Below are 15,666 nucleotides of genomic sequence, written 5' to 3' on the forward strand. Positions count from 1 at the left end.
CTTGTTGATTATTGCGTCAAGGCTAACAGAGTCGCTGCTATCTTAATCGCCCCTACTCAAAACAGGTCGATACCGGCCACATAATAATTAACAATGACAACCAAAACCTATGTACCCAATCCCGTCAGCCCACGGGTGCTTGGTCATCACTGGTCAGCCAAGGCTGATCGGTTGCAAAGCGCCACCGGGGTACTGATGGGCGTATTTCTGCTGTTCCATCTGCACTTTGAATCCAGCATTCTGCTGGGCAAAGATGCTTTTTATCATGTAGTGCACTTTCTTGAAGGCAGCATTTTCAGTGACGATGGCAAAGGATTCCCGATAATCACCCAGATCATCTCTGTGTTTATGCTGGCCGTCTTTGTATTGCACGCACTAACAGCTCTGCGTCGTTTCCCGACTCAGTTGGGCCAGTGGCGCGCGCTGCAATCCAGCCTGAATACCATCCGCCACAGTGACACCCGTATCTGGTATTTCCAGTTGCTGACTGGCGCTGCACTCTTCTTCCTGGTTCCGGTTCACCTGTTTGAAATGATCCAGGCCCCCAATATTGGCCCGAATATGAGTGCTGAGCGGGTATATCACGACAACACCTGGGTTCTGTACGCCCTGTTGCTGCCAGCGGTAGTGGTACACGCTGTGTTTGGTCTGTACCGGGTTGCAGTGAAGTGGGGCCTGACTTTCCAGCGTCATAAACTGCGCCGTTTTGCCCATGGTCTGATGATCTATTTGATGGTGCTGGGTATCGCCAGTCTGATGTGCTACCTGCTGATTGGCAGTGAGTTGACTCTGCCGGTAACACCATATTCACCGAGCTGAGCCAAAGCTGAAGTGTAACTACTTGATATTGCAGCTGTAGAAAGTTGTAAGGAACAAGCGTGAAAATTATCTATACAGATTCATTGGTGGTGGGTGCCGGCCTAGCAGGTTTGCGGGTAGCCATTGCCTCCAAAGAACGTGGTCTGGACACTCTGGTATTGTCACTGATCCCGGCCAAGCGTTCTCACTCTGCTGCTGCCCAGGGCGGTATGCAGGCGAGTTTGGGTAACACTGTAAAAGGGATGGGCGATAACGAAGACGTTCATTTCCAGGATACAGTCAAAGGTTCAGACTGGGGCTGTGATCAGCAGGTGGCTCGTATGTTTGCCCACTGTGCCCCCAAAGCTGTGCGCGAGCTGGCCAACTGGGGAGTGCCCTGGACCCGAGTGACTCAAGGTCCCCGTCAGGTTGTGGTTAACGCCGAGAAGGTGACTATTGAAGAAGCCGAAGCGGCACACGGTCTGATTAACGCCCGTGACTTTGGTGGTACCAAGAAGTGGCGCACCTGCTACACCGCTGATGGCACAGGTCACTCGCTGCTGTATGCAGTCGATAACAAAGCTATCTCTATGGGCATTCCTGTGCATGAGCGTATGGAAGCCCTGAAGATCATTCACGACGGCAAGCGCTGTCACGGTGTGATCGCCCGCTGCCTGATCACCGGTGAGCTGCGCGCCTATATTGCCAAGTCCACCACAATTGCCACAGGTGGTTATGGCCGCATCTATGAAGTATCTACCAACGCCATTATCTGTGAAGGTATTGGCCAGGCGATGGCGCTGGAAACCGGCGTTGCGACCTTGGGCAATATGGAAGCAGTACAGTTCCACCCAACCGCCATTGTGCCTGTGGGCATTCTGACCACTGAAGGTTGTCGTGGTGACGGTGGTCTGCTGCGTGACGTCGATGGTCATCGCTTTATGCCTGACTATGAGCCTGATAAGAAAGAGCTGGCCAGTCGGGATGTGGTTTCCCGTCGTATGACTGAACATATGCGTAAAGGCAAAGGCGTTGACTCTCCTTACGGCCCTCATCTGTGGCTGGATATTACCCTGCTTGGCCGCGAGCATATCGAGACCAACCTGCGTGAAGTGCAGGAGATCTGTGAATACTTCCTGGGGATTGACCCTGCAGTGGATTGGATCCCTGTGCGTCCAACCCAACACTACTCCATGGGCGGTATCCGTACCGATGCCACTGGCGAAAGCCCACAGCTGAAAGGTCTTTTCAGCGTAGGTGAAGCGGCTTGCTGGGATATGCACGGCTTTAATCGTCTGGGCGGTAACTCCCTGGCTGAGACTGTGGTTGCCGGCATGATCATAGGTAAGTATGTGGCTGACTTTGGCGAGAACAACGATTTGGTGGTGGACACCCGTCTGGTTGAGCAGGCGATGGGCGAGCTGAGCACTGAGATTGATGCTCTGATTGACGGCCATGGCACTGAGAGCCCTTACATACTGAAGCAGGAAATGCAGCGAATCATGATGGACTATGTGGGCATCTTCCGTAACGGTCCTGAACTGGATAAAGCGGTTGAAGGCCTGAAAGCCCTGCTGGAGCGCAGCCGCAATCTGATCGTTAAGAACAAGAAGCGTCATGCCAACCCTGAGCTGGTGGAAGCCCTGCGGGTACGCCGCATGATTAAGGTGGCACTGACCGTTGCCTGCGGTGCTGCAGCCCGTACCGAGAGTCGTGGCGCCCATGCCCGTGAAGACTTCCCGCAGCGGAATGACCGCGACTGGCTGAAGCGCACTCTGTGCTGTTGGCCGGATGCCAATGCGCTGGAGCCGGAAATTCACTATGAAGATCTGGATGTGATGCAGATGGAGTTGCCACCTGGCTATCGCGGCTATGGTATCGACAACACTATTCCACACCCGGATACCGCTACCCGTGAAGCTGAAATCGCCGTTAAGCTGGCGGAGCTGGGTGAAAATGCAGACAGATATACCCAGCAGCAAGCGCTGATGCCATTTGAACTGCCACAAGAATTAATGCCAAAGAACGAACGTCTGATCGACAAATTGTCAGCGCAGGTTGGAGAGAAAAACTCATGAGTCAGGGCCGTACCCTAACATTCAATATTTTCCGTTTTGATCCGCAACAGCCGGGTGACAAGCCGAAAATGGTCAGCTATCAGCTGGATGAAACGCCGGGAATGACAGTGTTTATCGCCCTGAATCGTCTGCGTGAAGAGCAGGACAGCTCGCTGCAGTTCGACTTTGTGTGCCGCGCCGGTATCTGTGGCAGCTGTGCCATGGTGATTAACGGTATGCCAACGCTGGCTTGCCGTACCCTGACCAGCAAATTCAGTGATGCCACTATCACCCTGATGCCATTGCCGGGCTTTGAGTTGATTGGCGATCTATCGGTGAACACAGGCAAATTTATGCGTGAAATCGCCGAGCGTCTGAAGCTGTGGCTGCACCCACGTGGTGACGGACAGGATATCCATGTGCTGGAAGCGCCGATGGACCCAGAAGAAGCTGCCAGGCTGTATGAGCTGGAGCGCTGTGTTGAGTGTGGTGTGTGCGTATCCGCCTGCGCCACCAAGCAGATGCGTGAAACCTTCGTCGGTGCCGTTGGCCTGATGAAGATTGCCCGCTTTGAGCTGGATAGTCGCGATGCCCGCAGTGTCGATGACTTCTACCATGTTATTGGTAACCAGGATGGTGTATTCGGTTGTATGACGCTGTTGGGTTGTCAGGACAATTGTCCTAAGGACCTGCCGCATATGCAGCAGATCGCCTATTTGAGACGCAAGATGTCAGCTACCCTGGTGTCTTGCTAATCAAGTGAAAGCCAGCTGGAGCGAACCAGCCATTACTCTTACTCCGTAATTCAAAAGCCACCGTCTCCGGTGGCTTTTTTTCTATAGTGCTTCAGACACTGTCGCTGTTGTTTGGGCTTTGATAATGGCGGCCTTGAGTTCAGGATCAGACAGGAGTTGCTGGAGTTGATCCCTGTAAGCTCTGAGAACATTATTCTGTGGAGACTCAGACGCTTGTTCATCGATCACATCCCGCTCTTTGGTCTGCTTGTAGTAGACCTGACCCTGACCCTTTTCGAATAGGTAAAGGTGGGCATCGGTATCAAAGTTGAAGGCGGTCACCCAGTTGAGGTTGATACTGAAATACCACTCCTGCAACTCGAGAGTCAGTAATTGAGTTGCTTGATTTTGAGTCAGGGTGATTTCAGCCTGCTCTGAGGTTGGTACCGAGTTCAGGTCAACTCCCTTAACTGACCAGCCTTTTTCCTGCAGTCCTTTAACCAGTCTTTTTTGTAGCCACTGGGCAAGTGTGAGAGACTTATCATCTTTTTCAGTCGCCAACAAAATATCTACGTTCCAATCTACCGGGATACCAAAAGCGCCGTGGGCCACACCAACAAAGTTCGCCGGCTTACCTTCCTGCACCCGGTTTCTTTTATCGACAACACTGATAAGTACAGGTTGAGTCGCCTTATATTCAGGGGAAGGGATCTGTTCTTTCAGTGGAATGGGGGTTACACAGCCGGAGAGCCCGATAACTGCCAGAAATCCTATTATGAGCTTTTTCATCAATCTTCCTTTGTTGATTTATTATTTTGCCGACTTAAGTTAGCCATTTACCCCCAAAGTGGCAATTGCTCAATCTTACTAGATGTTTTGTTTATTAAGGGCGGAAAGACAGATTCAGACCTAGTGTGTTGGGTAGCACAGAAGCTCCTATCAGCGGCCATATCATAGTGCTGGTGGCATCGGGTCACAGACAATAAAAAAGCCACTCGTTTGAGTGGCTTTCTGTTCAAGCTTTCAGTGCAGTTAAGCAGCTGATTAAGACTTGGCGCCCTTCTTCGCAGTGAAGAACTCGTCACTAGTCTTGGTCATGGCCAGCTTGTCGATCTCAGGGTTACTCACATAGCCATGCGCTTGCACCATCAACTGAGCATCGCTCAATAAAAAAGCCACCTGGGAAAGGTGGCTTTTATATCAGACTATTGGTCTCAACGTATTAGCTGATTAAGACTTGGCGCGCTTCATGGCAGTGAAGAACTCGTCATTAGTCTTGGTCATGGCCAGCTTATCAATCAAGAACTCCATGGCGCTTACTTCGTCCATTGGGTTCAGAATCTTACGCAGGATCCACATCTTCTGCAGCTCGTCAGGGGTGGTCAGCTTCTCTTCGCGACGGGTACCTGAACGGTTAAAGTCGATGGCCGGGAATACACGTTTCTCTGCCGCCTTACGGGACAGGTGCAGTTCCTGGTTACCGGTACCTTTAAATTCTTCGTAGATCACTTCGTCCATCTTGGAGCCAGTATCAACCAGAGCCGTGGCGATAATGGTCAGGCTGCCACCGTTTTCGATGTTACGTGCAGCACCGAAGAAGCGCTTTGGACGGTGCAGGGCGTTGGCGTCCACACCACCTGTCAGTACTTTACCGGAAGAAGGGATTACTGTGTTGTAGGCACGGGCCAGACGGGTAATAGAGTCCAGCAGGATCACTACGTCTTTCTTGTGCTCTACCAAGCGTTTGGCCTTTTCAATCACCATTTCAGCAACCTGAACGTGACGGCTTGCTGGCTCATCAAAGGTAGAAGCGATCACTTCACCTTTAACCAGACGCTGCATTTCGGTTACTTCTTCAGGACGTTCGTCAATCAGCAATACCATCAACACCACATCTGGGTTGTTGTAGGAGATTGACTGAGCAATGTTCTGCAGCAACAAAGTCTTACCGGCTTTTGGCGGGGCTACAATCAGACCACGCTGACCTTTACCCACTGGGGAACACAGGTCAAGAATACGGGCGGTAATATCTTCAGTTGAACCGTTACCACGCTCCATACGCAGGCGCTCTTCAGCGTGCAGTGGGGTAAGGTTTTCAAACAGGATCTTGTTGCGGGAGTTTTCAGGCTTGTCGAAGTTAACTTCGTTGACTTTCAGCAGGGCAAAATAACGTTCACCTTCTTTAGGTGGGCGAATCTTACCTGCAATGGTATCACCGGTGCGCATATTAAAGCGGCGAATCTGGCTTGGTGATACATAGATATCGTCCGGGCCTGCCAGGTAGGAACCGTCGGCGCTGCGAAGGAAGCCGAAACCATCTTGCAGAATTTCCAGTACACCGCCACCGAAAATGTCTTCACCGCTTTTGGCGTGGGCTTTCAGGATAGAGAAAATAATGTCCTGCTTGCGGGCGCGGGCCATATTTTCCAGTTTCATGCTTTCGGCTAAGGCTACTAAGTCGGAAATCGACTTGTTTTTCAGTTCTGATAAGTTCATTTCGATGGGTCTTGTAACTACGCGACAGGCTCATCGCGCTCAATCTGCTTCGATTGTGTAGGCTTGAGTGGATTGAACGGTGAGGAGTGGGTTATTTGAAAGAATCTGGTTATTAAAGTAGCACTAACCAATGGAGGCGTCCATATTTTTTCGGAAGGAACGGCACAATTTATCAATAAAATTGTGCCGTTTGACGCACTCGGGCTCAAATTAGATCTGAGCGTCGATAAACTCTTTCAGTTGAGTCTTGGACAGAGCGCCAACTTTGGTACCAGCCAGCTCACCGTTTTTGAACAGCAGTAGTGTTGGAATACCACGCACACCATATTTGGCTGGAGAGGCGTTGTTCTGGTCAACGTTCAGCTTGGCTACGGTCAGTTTACCTTCGTACTCGCCGGCAACGTCATCCAGGATTGGAGCGATCATTTTGCATGGGCCGCACCATTCAGCCCAGAAATCTACCAGTACAGGCAGTTCTGATTTCAGTACGTCATTTTCAAAGCTGTCGTCGCTCAGGGTTACGATTTTGTCACTCATGATCTTCTCCGGTTTATGTGGTGCCATCGCTGGTTTGTGAATGGCATACCCTGTATATTGGGTGCGTTTTTTGGCTTTTCAAGCCCGGGGTATGAGACTCATTTTCATCTCAATGAAAATATCAGAAATCCATTCCGAATAAGGCGACCGCCAATATTTGAGTTTAGAAACCTGATTGATTATATCGCCCCGTTAGTTACACCTTGTTTTACTTGCCGCTATTTCAAACGATCGAGTATCTTATTGCAACCCTAACTGGTATGCTTGCGCTATGAGCGAAACACATTTATCCAAACAAAAATTTGCCGAGTTCCCTCTGCAAGAGAAGGTGCTTAAGGCACTGTCCGAAAACGGCTTTGAGTATTGCACTCCAATTCAGGCGCTGTCGCTGCCAATTCTCCTCCAGCAAAAAGATATCGCAGGTCAGGCACAAACCGGTACAGGTAAAACCCTGGCATTTCTGGTGGCTACCTTTAACCATCTGTTGACGACTGCTGAGCCGGAAGGTCGCCAGACTAATCAGCCTCGAGCCATCATTATGGCACCTACCCGTGAATTGGCGATTCAAATCGCCAAAGATGCCACTTTGCTGTCCAAGCATACCAAGCTGAAAGTGGGCATTGTTTACGGTGGTGAAGGCTACGATGCCCAGATGAAAGTGCTGGAAAAAGGCGTCGATGTCCTGATTGGTACCACAGGTCGTATTATCGATTACGTGCGTCAGGGGGTGATTAACCTGTCTGCCATCCAGGCCGTGGTGCTGGATGAAGCTGACCGCATGTTCGACCTGGGCTTTATCAAGGATATTCGTTTCCTGTTCCGCCGCATGCCGAACGCGAAAGACCGTCTGAATATGCTGTTCTCTGCCACCCTGTCCATGAAGGTACAGGAGCTGGCTTACGATCATATGAACGACCCTGAAAAGGTTGAGATCGCGCCGGAGGAGAAAACCTCCAAGAATATTAAAGAAGAACTCTTCTATCCTTCCATGGAAGACAAGATGCGTTTGCTGCAGACGCTGATTGAAGAGGACTGGCCGGACAAAGCCATTGTGTTTGCCAACACCAAGCATATGTGTGAAAAGCTGTGGGCAGCACTGGAAGGTGATGGTCACCGTGTTGGTCTGTTGACCGGTGATGTGCCTCAGAAGAAGCGTTTGCGTATTTTGGATCAGTTCACCAAAGGTCAACTGGATATTCTGGTAGCGACCGACGTAGCAGCCCGTGGCCTGCACATCTCTGATGTGTCCCATGTATACAACTATGATCTGCCGGATGATTGCGAAGACTATGTACACCGTATCGGTCGTACCGGTCGTGCAGGTCAGAAGGGCGTGTCTGTCAGCTTTGCCTGTGAAGAATACGCTCTGAATCTACCAGCGATTGAGGAGTACATTAAGCACTCCATTCCTCTGAGCAACTACGACAGAGAAGCGCTGCTGGAAGATCTGGCTCCGCCGGTGAAGATCCACCGTAAACACAGTACCGCGCCGCGCAATCTGCGCGAACGCACAGGTGCACCACGACCACAGGGAGCTCATCGCAGTGGTCGTCCTCCACGTCACGACAGGACCCGTAGACACTCGTAAATGCGCAAGACCAATTATGCAGCCATAACGCTGGGCTCTAACAGCTTTAACATGTTGGTGGCTCATACAGAAGGCCACCGCCCCAAGATCATCGCCAAGTACAAGCGCAAAGTACGCTTGGCTGAGGGGATGGGGGAAGATGGCCGACTGCAGCAATCCGTGATGGAACGGGGGCTGGATTGTCTGGCGATGTTTGGTCGTATGCTGGACCATCACAAGGTTGATCGTCGCAACGTTGCCGTTATCGCTACGGCAACACTGCGCAGTGTCAGCAATGCCGATGAGTTCAGCGAGCGCGCAGTGCCTCTGTTGGGATGTCCCATCGAAGTCATTTCCGGTATGCGCGAAGCCGAACTGATTTATCAAGGCATGGTGGCCAACACTCAGGGCGGCGGTCGTCGTCTGGTGGTGGATATTGGCGGCGCCAGCACCGAATTTATCGTGGGCGAGGGGATGGAAGTCCTGTTCAAAGCCAGTGTAGGTTTTGGTTGTGTGACCAGCTCACGTCAGTACTTCGATAGCTTCCCCTACTCAGTGAAAGATTTTGAAGATGCCGCCGCAGATGCCATCCGTATTCTGGGCGAGAAGGAGCAGGAACTGCGCCGACTCGGTTGGAATGGAGTAGTTGGAGCATCGGGTTCAGTGCAGTCTGTGATGGAGTTATTGGCTCACAGGGAGCTGCCACAAATCATCACCAAAGAAGTACTGCTGAGCATACGTGATGAAATTCTGACCCAGGCTGATGCCAGGCTGACCGGAATAACAGGATTGAACGCCGAGCGTGTCCCCACCTTTGCGGCAGGTGTTGCTATCCTTATCGCCCTGTTTGATCAGCTGCATATCGATAAGCTGCATCTGTCCGGTGGCGCCCTGCGTGAAGGTGTGCTGCAACAGTTGGCAGAAAACCTCAGTCATTAAGCTGGGGGTTCGATAGTAAAAAGGCCGCTACTGCGGCCTTTTTTGATCCTGGGAGATTTTGATTACTTCAGAATCTTCGCCAGATCTTTTTCCAGAGACTCAGTCGGACGCTCAACAATGCGGCCAATCTCTTTGCCATCCTGAATCACGATAAAGGTGGGGATACGGGTAAATTCATACTCGTTAGCCAGGCCCTCATCATCTTTTTTCTGACGATCAACGCCTATGTATTTGGCGGTGATGTTCGGGTTATTCAGCTCTTCCATAATGCTGATAAAGCGAGGTGTTTCGCGGTGACAGTCTGGGCACCAGGTACCGATAATCACGACAATCTCAGTCGGTGTGGTAACAGACTTCAGCGCAGCCAGCGAGCCCTGATCTACCTGATAACTTTGGTAGCCTTCACTGAAATCATCTTCCTGAATCAGCGTCTTGGGTTCTATCATTCCGGTCAGAATCACTTCTTGTTCCTCTTGGGTACAGGAGCCGATCAGCCCTGTGTTTTCTGTTTCAAAGCCGCATCCACCGGAAGCCAGAGTTTGAGCACTGAAAAACAGTGCAGTGGTGGCGAGCAGAACTTTTATCGCTTTAGTCATGGTATCAGAACCTCACACTTCAGTATGTTCTTATCCAATCATGGTGGAGAGTTTTTGCCCAGCGGTAGAGGCCCTGAATGTTAGCTGGATCACTTTGTTTATAAAAGATTAACTGGTGATATCACAGATACAAAAACGCCGCTGAATGCAGCGGCGTTTTACCTGGTTCAGGCGATTATCTGGCTTCTTTCAGCCACTGTGCAGCCTGCTTGGCAAAGTAGGTCAGAATGCCATCGGCACCGGCACGCTTGAAGCACAGCAGGGATTCCATGATCACTGCCTTTTCAGACAGCCAGCCGTTCTGAATGGCTGCCATGTGCATAGCGTACTCGCCACTGACCTGATAAGCGAAAGTGGGTACCGCCAGCTCTGTCTTCACGCGGCGAACGATATCCAGATAAGGCATACCTGGCTTCACCATCACCATGTCAGCGCCTTCCTGAATGTCCAAAGCCACTTCATGCAGGGCTTCGTCGCTGTTGGCAGGATCCATCTGATAGCTGTGCTTGTTACCGCCCTTCAGGTTACCGGCTGAACCAACTGCATCACGGAATGGACCATAGTAGTTGGAAGAGTACTTGGCGCTGTAAGCCATAATCTGGGTGTTGACATGACCGGCCTCTTCCAGTGCCTGACGGATGGCACCGATACGGCCGTCCATCATGTCGGAAGGAGCAACCACATCAGCACCGGCCTCGGCGTGAGACAGGGCCTGCTTCACCAGAATCTCTGTGGTGATGTCATTCAGGATATAACCGGTATCGTCGATGATGCCGTCCTGACCGTGGGTAGTGAAGGGATCCAGCGCCACGTCGGTCATAATGCCCAGTTCAGGGAATTCACGCTTGAGTTCACGTACTGCACGCTGAGCCAGCGCATCGGCGTTATAGGCTTCTTCAGCCATCAGAGATTTTTTCTCTGAAGGAGTGACCGGGAACAGGGCAATCATAGGGATACCCAGTTCAACCAGCTCTTCCGCCTCTTTCAGCAGCAGGTCAATGGAGTAGCGCTCAACACCCGGCATGGAAGCAACCTGCTCAGTACGGTTGTTACCTTCCAACACGAACATAGGATAAATAAGGTCGTTCACCGTCAGCTGATTTTCAGCCATCAAGCGGCGGCTGAAATCGTGCTTGCGCATACGGCGCATTCTGCGGTTGGGAAAAGCACTGGTAATGATATTCACATTCGACTCCTGAATTCGGTGACTGTCGTGTCCTTTGGCGAATAGAGGCACACCTTGTTACGGCCTGTTTGCTTGGCCTGGTACAGGGCCTTATCCGCTTGCTCTAGTAACTCTGTCGGGTGCTCATCGGACTCAATAATAGCGGCACTGACCCCGACACTGATGGTCAGTGGAATGGCTTTGCCCTCCCACTCAATATCGGCGTCTAACACGGCTTCACGTATCTGTTCAGCCAGCAGAATTGCCCCCTCGGCAGAGGTGTTGGGCAGTATGATAGCAAACTCCTCACCCCCAAAACGTGACAGCAGATCACTTGGGCGCTTAAGTTGTGACTGAAGTAACTCTGCCACCTGGCGCAAAATTTCATCACCGGCAAGATGGCCATAACTGTCGTTGATAGCCTTAAAGTGATCGACGTCTGCCATCAGCAGTGACAGCGCGGTTTGCTGACGCCGGCTAATGCGACCTTCTGCCACCAGGCGTTTATCAAAGGCACGGCGGTTTTTCAGCTGAGTCAGGCTGTCCACCGTCGCTTTTTCAGTGAGCTTTTGGTTGGCTTCATTCAACTCTCGCAGGGTGATTTCCAGCTCCAGGGTGCGCTCCTGCACCATGCGCTCCAATTGCTGCTTGGTCTTCTCTTCATCCCGCAGGGCTTCCTCTCTGAGGTCCTGCAGCCGCTGGGCCTGTTCCAGTGCCTTCTCTTGCATCGCCTGTTTGGCACGGCGTTCATCGTTGTAGCGAATAGCCAACACGGCGGCCATAAACACCACCTCAAATGTCAGCCCAACCATTACTGGCAACTGTGGTTTGTAGTCGGCATGGAGTATACCCAGATACAAGAGTCCTGTGTACAGGGCTCCTGCCAACATGGTGCACCAGCCAATGCTGTAGAGCCTGGCCAGCCTGTCACCCTTAATCGCCTGACGAATGGCGAAGAACATCAACATGCTGCTGATGGCCAGTACCATAATGATTTGGATACGTATCGCCAGATCATAGGGCATCAACGGCGAGATAAGGCTGATCAATACGGCGATGGCCGCCGTCGCTCTGGAAAGCTGTAACTGACGCACACTATGACGTTTAAGTTGCAGTAATTTCTCGGTAAACATGACGGCGAAGGCCATCACCAGCGGGATTAGAAAGGGGATTGCGTACAGTTGCATCTGCGGCAGCGAGGGCCACAGAAAGCGAAAAGCAAAGCCATTAATGGCCGCAACCAGCAGGGTCATACTCAGCACATAGCCCGAGTAATAGGCGTAACTGAATGATTTGGAGGTCAGGGCAATAAACAGGGAGAACAGACCTATCGCAGCCAGCGCGCCAAGCTGGGCACCATTGAGCAGCAGATAGGATTCCATCTGCTGGTACATCAATTTTGGTGACAGCAGCATAAAGTTCAGGTGCGCGGCGCCACGGGAGTCAATCCGAACATACAGAGTATGCTCAGAGTTGGGCTCCATCTCGATGGGGAACAGGAAACCTGTGCTTTTTACCGGCCGCTGGGAGAAGGGTAAGCTGTCCCCCATAATGGCCTGATCAATCAAGCGGCCATTTTCAAGATGGAAGATCTCAATGCGATCCAGCAGAGGATTATTAAGAGACAGGATGCGGTAGTTGTAGCCCAGACCGTTGGCAACCTTCAACCTGAACCAGAATTGGCTGACACCAATTCTTTCTGTGTCACCGGTTTTAAGAGGTTGCCAGTCATCCTCAGACAGACGCATCAGCGCATTAAGGCTCATCACCTCTTTAGTGCTGATATCCATCCACTGATTCAGGGCTATACGTGGCTGTGATGAGTCATTGATCTCCAGCTCATCTTTGGCCTGCGCAGTCGGTGCAACGAGCACCCATACCCAGGCCAGCAACAACATCAGGTGTTTCATGGCAGGGCATCCAGGCGGAAGAAACGGCGACTGTTGGCCAGGGTTCTGGCGGCAAACTGATCCGGTTGCTGGCGACGCAGGCCGGCAATGTACTCAGCGATATAGGGCAGGTACTTAGGCAGGTTTTTGCTGGATTTTGGCTTGGGGCGCATGCTGCGGGGCAGCAGGTAGGGACTGTCCGTCTCTATCATAATGCGGTCGTCAGGGATTAAAGGCACTATTTCGGCCAGCTCCTGACCACGACGCTCGTCGCACACCCAGCCGGTAATCCCAAGATAAATATCCTGCTGCAGATAAGCTTCAAGGGACTCACGGTTACCGGTAAAACAGTGCAGTACGGCATCTACCAAATGGGGTCTGTACTCTTTCAGAATTGCCAGAAAATCTGCATGGGCATCCCGCTCATGCATTAAAACGGGCAACTGCAACTCCACTGCCAGCTTAAGTTGAGCGGCAAAGGCTTCACGCTGTTTGTCTCTTGGAGAAAAGTCGCGGTTATAGTCCAGACCACACTCGCCCACAGCCACTACGCAAGTATTGGCGCACAGTGCACGGTTCTCGTCGTAGCTGGACTCATTCCAGCTGCTGGCATGGTGAGGGTGCACGCCAGCGGTGGCGTAGAGCTTGCCGGGATACCCCTGACATGCCTCAATGGCCTGACGGCTTTCTGCCAGAGAACTGCCGATAACAATCAGAGGAGAAACACCGGCTGCTTCGGCTTCAGCTACAACAGTGTCGAGATTCGATTCAAGGGCGCTGCCAATCAGATTGACAGCGATGTCTATGTGGTCGGACATATTTACTTAATGCGTTTGACCCTGATAGTGCTGTTACGGTCATCCATTCCCATCAGGAAAGAGCCCAGCGCGGCGCGTTCAATAAACACGGTCTGGCCTGCTTTCACCTTAAAACGGCGGCTTTCGGTTTGCTTCCACTTCTGGCCATTGCTGAAGGTCAGCTGCAGGCGACCATAGGGGTCTTTATCAACCGAAGCAACTTCGAAGTAGAGCTTTTCTATCTCTTCCGCTTGTTGTCTTTTGGCTTTGTTTTCATTACCAAACTGCTCTTCAGCACTGACTACAGCAACAGGTGCTGCCACCGGGGCCGCAGGTACTGGGGCGACGGCTGGCTTGGCTGGAGCAGAAACAACAGCAGGTTGGGAGGAGGAGTGACCGACAGCGGCCGCCAGCTTGTCGTAACAGATAAGCCTGTCCAGCTTATCGCTAATGGTGGCACATTGGGTCAATTGAGTTTCAACCGAGGCAAAGGCCTGAGTTGACAATAAAAGGCAAACGGCGGAAATCCCTGCAAAACGCATACACAGCATCCTTATTGTTTTACAGCCGGGAGATCCGCAGTACTGCAGTCGGATCAGTTGGCGTGTTCTTGTTCGTCGGATTCATCTTCGCTGTCAGTTTTACTGTAAAAACGAGCAGCAAGCAATCCGGCTTCAAACAAAAGCAGCATAGGCACGGCCAACATGGTCTGAGAGATCACGTCTGGCGGTGTCAACAACATACCAACTACGAAGGCACCAACAACTATGTAAGGGCGCTTCTCTTTCAGGTCTTCCACTGAGGTCACACCGGCCCAGCACAGCAGTACCACAGCCACAGGGATTTCAAATGACAGACCGAATGCGAAGAACAGCTTAAGCACGAAGCTCAGGTAGCTGTTGATATCGGTTGCAATGTTAACCCCTTCCGGCGCGACACTGGTGAAGAAGCCGAACACAACCGGGAACACAATAAAATAAGCGAACGCCATGCCCAGATAGAACAGCATAGTACTGCTGAACAGCAGAGGCATTACCAGTCGTTTTTCATGCTTGTACAGGCCGGGTGCGATAAACGCCCAGATCTGATAAAGCACGTAGGGAATGGCAATAAAAAACGACAGGATCAGTGTCAGCTTAAAGGGCGCGAAGAATGGCGCAGCCACATCGGTAGCAATCATGCTGCCGCTTTGTGGCATCACTTCCAGCAGCGGCGTTGCTACATAGTGATAGATGTCCTGCGCCCAGTAAACCAGGCAGAGAAACACCAGCATCACAGCAGCAACGGCATGCAACAGGCGTGTGCGCAGCTCCAGCAAGTGTGCGATTAAAGGTTGTTGTTGCGACATCGATTATCCGTTTGCTTGAGGCTTGTTATCTGCAGAGTCAGCAGTGTTGCCGGTCTGAGTAGCCTGTGCGGATGAAGTGGTGTTCGCTGGCGCGGCAGAGGGTGCTGATTCCTGCTTTTTCTGGTTGTCGAGCACATCGTCAACCTGATAAGGGCGGTTCACCGACTGAGCAGCCTGCTTAAGCTGATCAATGGACTCCTGCAACTCAGGGGACAGGTTAGACAGCCCCTTTGACTCTGCTTGTTTCAGGTCATTGTGCAGTTGTTCAATTTTCAGCTCTTGTTCCAACTCATCTTTCACTGAGTTAGCCATGCGTTTCATCGCACGGATCCAACCTGTGATTGAGCGAACTGCCACCGGTAATCTCTCAGGGCCCAGTACCACCAGGCCGATAATACCGATGAGCAGCAGCTCCATAAAGCCGATACCATCGAACATAGAAAATTACGCCTGTTCTTTCTTCTCTTCAGCTTTTTGAGCTGGTTGTGCAGTCTGCTCTGGCTGCTGCTGAGCTGCGGTCTGTTGTGGAGCAGCTTGCTGAGCTTTCTGCTCTTCAAGAGCCTTTTTCTCGTCTTCAGAAGACATGGCGTTCTTGAACCCCTTGATTGCACCGCCCAGGTCACCACCCAGGGTACGCAGTTTCTTGGTACCGAACAGCAGTACTACGATCAGCGCGATAATCAGAAGTTGCCAAATACTAATGCCACCCATGTGAAGCTTTCCTCTTAGATTAAGTATCGGTT

General features: G+C 51.6%; 16 protein-coding genes. 5 read left to right on the forward strand and 11 right to left on the reverse strand.

The window, feature by feature from the left end:
- The first annotated feature begins 93 nt into the window (after positions 1-93).
- From L2725_RS00105 to L2725_RS00115, 3 genes are read left to right on the forward strand one after another with little or no spacing between them, the layout of a single operon-like run.
- The gene (locus tag L2725_RS00105; RefSeq protein ID WP_249246986.1) at positions 94-819 is read left to right on the forward strand and encodes a fumarate reductase cytochrome b subunit; all 726 of its coding nucleotides are present in this window, start codon (positions 94-96) and stop codon (positions 817-819) included.
- Between the two features lie 59 nt (positions 820-878).
- Positions 879-2,876, forward strand: a complete 1,998-nt coding sequence (locus tag L2725_RS00110; RefSeq protein ID WP_249246987.1) for a fumarate reductase flavoprotein subunit — start codon at positions 879-881, stop codon at positions 2,874-2,876.
- The gene (locus L2725_RS00115) at positions 2,873-3,610 is read left to right on the forward strand and encodes a fumarate reductase iron-sulfur subunit (protein WP_249246988.1); all 738 of its coding nucleotides are present in this window, start codon (positions 2,873-2,875) and stop codon (positions 3,608-3,610) included. Before L2725_RS00110 ends, L2725_RS00115 begins: the two co-directional genes overlap by 4 nt.
- Before the next feature lie 81 nt (positions 3,611-3,691).
- On the opposite strand, the gene L2725_RS00120 is transcribed toward L2725_RS00115, so the two are convergent.
- The 3 genes from L2725_RS00120 to trxA all read right to left on the reverse strand — a co-directional run bounded on the left by L2725_RS00120 (position 3,692) and on the right by trxA (position 6,622).
- Entirely contained in the window at positions 3,692-4,378 is a 687-nt protein-coding gene (locus tag L2725_RS00120) for a YajG family lipoprotein (RefSeq protein ID WP_249246989.1), read from the reverse strand.
- Between the two features lie 441 nt (positions 4,379-4,819).
- Positions 4,820-6,085 carry a transcription termination factor Rho gene (gene rho, locus L2725_RS00125; RefSeq protein WP_115138353.1) on the reverse strand — a complete coding sequence of 422 codons (1,266 nt, stop codon included), beginning with the start codon at positions 6,083-6,085 and terminating at the stop codon, positions 4,820-4,822.
- A 210-nt stretch (positions 6,086-6,295) separates the two neighbouring features.
- Positions 6,296-6,622, reverse strand: coding sequence for a thioredoxin TrxA (gene trxA / locus L2725_RS00130; RefSeq protein ID WP_115138352.1), 327 nt, complete (start codon positions 6,620-6,622; stop codon positions 6,296-6,298).
- A gap of 271 nt (positions 6,623-6,893) precedes the next feature.
- On the opposite strand from trxA, the gene rhlB reads away from it, so the two are divergent.
- Entirely contained in the window at positions 6,894-8,210 is a 1,317-nt protein-coding gene (gene rhlB, locus L2725_RS00135) for an ATP-dependent RNA helicase RhlB (protein WP_249246990.1), read from the forward strand.
- Positions 8,211-9,128 carry a Ppx/GppA phosphatase family protein gene (locus L2725_RS00140; RefSeq protein ID WP_249246991.1) on the forward strand — a complete coding sequence of 306 codons (918 nt, stop codon included), beginning with the start codon at positions 8,211-8,213 and terminating at the stop codon, positions 9,126-9,128.
- A 62-nt stretch (positions 9,129-9,190) separates the two neighbouring features.
- On the opposite strand, the gene L2725_RS00145 is transcribed toward L2725_RS00140, so the two are convergent.
- The 8 genes from L2725_RS00145 to tatA all read right to left on the reverse strand — a co-directional run bounded on the left by L2725_RS00145 (position 9,191) and on the right by tatA (position 15,634).
- Complete coding sequence (locus L2725_RS00145; protein ID WP_249246992.1) at positions 9,191-9,724, reverse strand: thioredoxin family protein; 534 nt, start codon at positions 9,722-9,724, stop codon at positions 9,191-9,193.
- A 175-nt stretch (positions 9,725-9,899) separates the two neighbouring features.
- Positions 9,900-10,910: a porphobilinogen synthase gene (gene hemB, locus L2725_RS00150; protein ID WP_115138348.1), complete on the reverse strand. Its 1,011-nt coding sequence runs from the start codon at positions 10,908-10,910 to the stop codon at positions 9,900-9,902.
- Positions 10,907-12,799: a sensor domain-containing diguanylate cyclase gene (locus L2725_RS00155; RefSeq protein ID WP_249246993.1), complete on the reverse strand. Its 1,893-nt coding sequence runs from the start codon at positions 12,797-12,799 to the stop codon at positions 10,907-10,909. Before L2725_RS00155 ends, hemB begins: the two co-directional genes overlap by 4 nt.
- A complete protein-coding gene (locus tag L2725_RS00160; protein WP_249246994.1) occupies positions 12,796-13,596 on the reverse strand; it encodes a TatD family hydrolase in 801 nt (266 codons plus the stop codon). Before L2725_RS00160 ends, L2725_RS00155 begins: the two co-directional genes overlap by 4 nt.
- A 2-nt stretch (positions 13,597-13,598) precedes the next feature.
- Positions 13,599-14,117 carry a hypothetical protein gene (locus L2725_RS00165; RefSeq protein ID WP_249246995.1) on the reverse strand — a complete coding sequence of 173 codons (519 nt, stop codon included), beginning with the start codon at positions 14,115-14,117 and terminating at the stop codon, positions 13,599-13,601.
- 53 nt (positions 14,118-14,170) lie between these two features.
- Positions 14,171-14,923 carry a twin-arginine translocase subunit TatC gene (gene tatC / locus L2725_RS00170; RefSeq protein WP_115138344.1) on the reverse strand — a complete coding sequence of 251 codons (753 nt, stop codon included), beginning with the start codon at positions 14,921-14,923 and terminating at the stop codon, positions 14,171-14,173.
- Positions 14,924-14,926: 3 nt separating this feature from the next.
- Positions 14,927-15,361 (reverse strand): Sec-independent protein translocase protein TatB, encoded by a 435-nt coding sequence (gene tatB / locus L2725_RS00175; protein WP_249246996.1) that lies wholly within the window; start codon positions 15,359-15,361, stop codon positions 14,927-14,929.
- Between the two features lie 6 nt (positions 15,362-15,367).
- Positions 15,368-15,634, reverse strand: a complete 267-nt coding sequence (gene tatA, locus L2725_RS00180) for a Sec-independent protein translocase subunit TatA (RefSeq protein ID WP_249246997.1) — start codon at positions 15,632-15,634, stop codon at positions 15,368-15,370.
- Positions 15,635-15,666: the final 32 nt, after the last annotated feature.

Origin of the sequence: Shewanella corallii (assembly GCF_023349125.1) — a bacterium.
In the GTDB taxonomy this organism is placed as follows: Bacteria; Pseudomonadota; Gammaproteobacteria; order Enterobacterales; family Shewanellaceae; genus Shewanella; species Shewanella corallii.